This window comes from Rhodococcus sp. 06-156-4 (assembly GCF_002259345.1).
GTDB classification, from domain to species: Bacteria; Actinomycetota; Actinomycetes; order Mycobacteriales; family Mycobacteriaceae; genus Rhodococcoides; species Rhodococcoides fascians_E.
In genome coordinates, this window is sequence record NZ_NPGB01000004.1 from 1 (window position 1) to 5369 (window position 5369).

The window sequence follows — 5369 nt, forward strand, 5'->3', positions numbered from 1 at the left end:
GGTTCCCGGGGGTGTGCTGTGAAAGTGTGTTCGGCGGTGTCCTACTCTCCCACACCCTGTCGGGTGCAGTACCATCGGCGCTGGAGGGCTTAGCTTCCGGGTTCGGAATGGGACCGGGCGTTTCCCCTCCGCTATGGCCGCCGTAACTCTGCGAAACAGTTACACGGAACACAACGGCATTCACGATCCCCGCACAACACGGGGGGCGAATGGTTGGTTCATTCAATTATGGTTGCACTGAAATCGTGTGTTGTTTCAGATATTGCACAGTGGACGCGTAGCTTCTTTGTGGTAAGTCCTCGGCCTATTAGTACCAGTCACCTGCATGCATTACTGCACTTCCAGTTCTGGCCTATCAACCCGGTGGTCTGCCGGGGGCCTTACCCCCACAAAGGGGGTGAGAAACCTCATCTTGGAACAGGCTTCCCGCTTAGATGCTTTCAGCGGTTATCCCTTCCGAACGTAGCTAACCAGCGGTGCTCCTGGTGGAACAACTGGCACACCAGAGGTTCGTCCGTCCCGGTCCTCTCGTACTAGGGACAGCCTTCCTCAAGTTTCTGACGCGCGCGGCGGATAGAGACCGAACTGTCTCACGACGTTCTAAACCCAGCTCGCGTGCCGCTTTAATGGGCGAACAGCCCAACCCTTGGGACCTACTCCAGCCCCAGGATGCGACGAGCCGACATCGAGGTGCCAAACCATCCCGTCGATATGGACTCTTGGGGAAGATCAGCCTGTTATCCCCGGGGTACCTTTTATCCGTTGAGCGACACCGCTTCCACATGCCGGTGCCGGATCACTAGTCCCGACTTTCGTCCCTGCTCGACCTGTCAGTCTCACAGTCAAGCTCCCTTGTGCACTTGCACTCGACACCTGATTGCCAACCAGGCTGAGGGAACCTTTGGGCGCCTCCGTTACATTTTGGGAGGCAACCGCCCCAGTTAAACTACCCACCAGGCACTGTCCCTGAACCAGATCATGGTCCGAGGTTGAGGTATCCAATACGATCAGAGTGGTATTTCAACAACGACTCCACAGTAACTGGCGTCACCGCTTCACAGTCTCCCACCTATCCTACACAAACCGAACCGAACACCAATACCAAGCTATAGTGAAGGTCCCGGGGTCTTTTCGTCCTGCCGCGCGTAACGAGCATCTTTACTCGTAATGCAATTTCGCCGAGTCTATGGTTGAGACAGCTGAGAAGTCGTTACGCCATTCGTGCAGGTCGGAACTTACCCGACAAGGAATTTCGCTACCTTAGGATGGTTATAGTTACCACCGCCGTTTACTGGGGCTTAAATTCTCAGCTTCACCACACAAGTGCAGTTGACCGGTCCTCTTAACCTTCCAGCACCGGGCAGGCGTCAGTCCGTATACATCGTCTTACGACTTCGCACGGACCTGTGTTTTTAGTAAACAGTCGCTTCTCACTGGTCTCTGCGACCCCACCCAGCTCACACCGCAAGGATGATCACCGGACGAGGTCCCCCTTCTCCCGAAGTTACGGGGGCATTTTGCCGAGTTCCTTAACCATAGTTATCTCGATCGCCTCAGTATTCTCTACCTGACCACCTGTGTCGGTTTGGGGTACGGGCCGTGTGAAAGCTCGCTAGAGGCTTTTCTCGGCAGCATAGGATCACTGAATTCGCCTCAATCGGCTACGCATCACCTCTCAGGCTGTATGAGACACGGATTTGCCTATGTCTCGCCCTACAGGCTTACACCAGTATTACCACTGACTGGCTCAGCTACCTTCCTGCGTCACCCCATCGCTTGGCTACTACCAGATCAGGTCCCACGCATCCACCCAGCGCATCACTCTCGAAAGAGATCCATCACCGGGATTCAGGGCGGTTAGTATCACTGATTCACCAGGGGCGCGTTCACACGGGTACGGGAATATCAACCCGTTGTCCATCGGCTACGCCTGTCGGCCTCGTCTTAGGTCCCGACTCACCCTGGGCGGATTAACCTGGCCCAGGAACCCTTGGTCATTCGGCGGACGAGTTTCTCACTCGTCTTTCGCTACTCATGCCTGCATTCTCACTCGCACAGCCTCCACACCTAGGTCACCCCGATGCTTCCACGGCTGCACGACGCTCCCCTACCCACCCACACACCTGGCACCATCCCCGTAGGAACGATGCGGGCTGTTGTGTGAGTGCCGCAGCTTCGGTGGTGTACTTGAGCCCCGCTACATTGTCGGCGCAGGATCACTTGACCAGTGAGCTATTACGCACTCTTTCAAGGGTGGCTGCTTCTAAGCCAACCTCCTGGTTGTCTTCGCGACCCCACATCCTTTTCCACTTAGTACACGCTTAGGGACCTTAGCTGGCGATCTGGGCTGTTTCCCTCTCGACTACGAACCTTATCGCCCGCAGTCTCACTGCCACGCTCTCACTCACCGGCATTCGGAGTTTGGCTGATTTCGGTAAGCCGGTAAGCCCCCTAGACCATCCAGTAGCTCTACCTCCGATGAGAAACACGTGACGCTGCACCTAAATGCATTTCGGGGAGAACCAGCTATCACGGAGTTTGATTGGCCTTTCACCCCTACCCACAACTCATCCCCTCAGTTTTCAACCTAAGTGGGTTCGGTCCTCCACGACGTCTTACCGTCGCTTCAACCTGGCCATGGGTAGATCACTCCGCTTCGGGTCTAGAACACGCCACTACACACCAAACGGTGATACGCCCTATTCGGACTCGCTTTCGCTACGGCTACCCCACACGGGTTAACCTCGCGACATGCCACTAACTCGCAGGCTCATTCTTCAAAAGGCACGCCATCACCAGCCACAGTAAACTGTGCACCAGCTCTGACGGATTGTAAGCGCACGGTTTCAGGTACTATTTCACTCCCCTCCCGGGGTACTTTTCACCTTTCCCTCACGGTACTAGTCCGCTATCGGTCACCAGGGAGTATTCAGGCTTATCGGGTGGTCCCGACAGATTCACAGCAGATTTCACGGGCCCGCTGCTACTTGGGCATCCACACTCGACAGTCACAATGTTTTCGTCTACGGGACTCTCACCCTCTACGACAGGCCGTTCCAGACCACTTCGACTAACACCATGATTTCTCACTGTCGGACAGTCCGGCAGAACCATCACATGCAAACCCCACAACCCTCCATACGCAACCCCTGCCGGGTATCACACGCACAAAGTTTGGCCTCCTCCGCTTTCGCTCGCCACTACTCACGGAATCACAATTGTTTTCTCTTCCTGTGGGTACTGAGATGTTTCACTTCCCCACGTTCCCTCCACACACCCTATATATTCAGATGCAGGTAACACGACATCACTCGTGCTGGGTTTCCCCATTCGGACACCCTCGGATCACAGCTCGGTTGACAGCTCCCCGAGGCTTATCGCAGCCTCCTACGTCCTTCATCGGCTCCTGGTGCCAAGGCATCCACCGTACGCTCTTCATTACTTACAACAAAGATGCTCGCGTCCACTGTGCAATTCTCAAACAACACACACACAACCCCGTACACGTCGACCTCAGACATCCCCAACCAAGGGAACCGATAGATACAACCGAAGTTGCCTGTATATGTCTTGCCTAGAAAGAAACACTCACGTGTTCTCTCAGGACCCAACAGTATGCCGATATAACCAGTTCGATGGTCGACACAAGCGCCGGCCACACGATGAACAAGTTGGTTGTCAGTGTTCCACCCGTGAGCACCGCAGTTCTACATGTGAGAACTACACGGTTTCTGTCTCACTCCCCCGTCACCTGTGTGACGGTCCGAGTAGAGAAGAGGCTCCTTAGAAAGGAGGTGATCCAGCCGCACCTTCCGGTACGGCTACCTTGTTACGACTTCGTCCCAATCGCCGATCCCACCTTCGACGGCTCCCTCCCACAAGGGGTTAGGCCACCGGCTTCGGGTGTTACCGACTTTCATGACGTGACGGGCGGTGTGTACAAGGCCCGGGAACGTATTCACCGCAGCGTTGCTGATCTGCGATTACTAGCGACTCCGACTTCACGGGGTCGAGTTGCAGACCCCGATCCGAACTGAGACCAGCTTTAAGGGATTCGCTCCACCTCACGGTCTCGCAGCCCTCTGTACTGGCCATTGTAGCATGTGTGAAGCCCTGGACATAAGGGGCATGATGACTTGACGTCGTCCCCACCTTCCTCCGAGTTGACCCCGGCAGTCTCTTACGAGTCCCCGCCATAACGCGCTGGCAACATAAGACAAGGGTTGCGCTCGTTGCGGGACTTAACCCAACATCTCACGACACGAGCTGACGACAGCCATGCACCACCTGTACACCGACCACAAGGGGGGCCACATCTCTGCAGCTTTCCGGTGTATGTCAAACCCAGGTAAGGTTCTTCGCGTTGCATCGAATTAATCCACATGCTCCGCCGCTTGTGCGGGCCCCCGTCAATTCCTTTGAGTTTTAGCCTTGCGGCCGTACTCCCCAGGCGGGGCGCTTAATGCGTTAGCTACGGCACAGATCCCGTGGAAGGAACCCACACCTAGCGCCCACCGTTTACGGCGTGGACTACCAGGGTATCTAATCCTGTTTGCTACCCACGCTTTCGTTCCTCAGCGTCAGTTGTTTCCCAGAGACCCGCCTTCGCCACCGGTGTTCCTCCTGATATCTGCGCATTTCACCGCTACACCAGGAATTCCAGTCTCCCCTGAAACACTCAAGTCTGCCCGTATCGCCTGCAAGCCCGAAGTTGAGCCCCGGGTTTTCACAAACGACGCGACAAACCGCCTACGAACTCTTTACGCCCAGTAATTCCGGACAACGCTCGCACCCTACGTATTACCGCGGCTGCTGGCACGTAGTTAGCCGGTGCTTCTTCTGCAGGTACCGTCACTCACGCTTCGTCCCTGCTGAAAGAGGTTTACAACCCGAAGGCCTTCATCCCTCACGCGGCGTCGCTGCATCAGGCTTCCGCCCATTGTGCAATATTCCCCACTGCTGCCTCCCGTAGGAGTCTGGGCCGTGTCTCAGTCCCAGTGTGGCCGGTCACCCTCTCAGGTCGGCTACCCGTCGTCGCCTTGGTAGGCCATTACCCCACCAACAAGCTGATAGGCCGCGGGCCCATCCTGCACCACAAAAGCTTTCCACCCCAGCACATGCATGCTGAGGTCATATCCAGTATTAGACCCAGTTTCCCAGGCTTATCCCAGAGTGCAGGGCAGATCACCCACGTGTTACTCACCCGTTCGCCGCTCGTGTACCCCGAAAGGCCTTACCGCTCGACTTGCATGTGTTAAGCACGCCGCCAGCGTTCGTCCTGAGCCAGGATCAAACTCTCCGTAAAAGACTTGCAATCCCACCATCCCCCAAAAGAAGACAGTGCAATCAGTCAAATGACATCAAGTCCA

Annotated in this window: 3 rRNA genes; all 3 read right to left on the reverse strand. The window is 55.9% G+C overall.

Going from position 1 to position 5369, the window contains the following annotated elements:
• Window positions 1-28: 28 nt before the first annotated feature.
• Window positions 29-145 (reverse strand): 5S ribosomal RNA (rrf, locus tag CH290_RS02200).
• 142 nt (window positions 146-287) lie between these two features.
• A 23S ribosomal RNA gene (locus CH290_RS02205) occupies window positions 288-3448 on the reverse strand.
• Between the two features lie 339 nt (window positions 3449-3787).
• A 16S ribosomal RNA gene (locus CH290_RS02210) occupies window positions 3788-5305 on the reverse strand.
• The 16S, 23S and 5S rRNA genes sit together here, the layout of an rRNA operon.
• Between the last annotated feature and the right edge of the window lie 64 nt (window positions 5306-5369).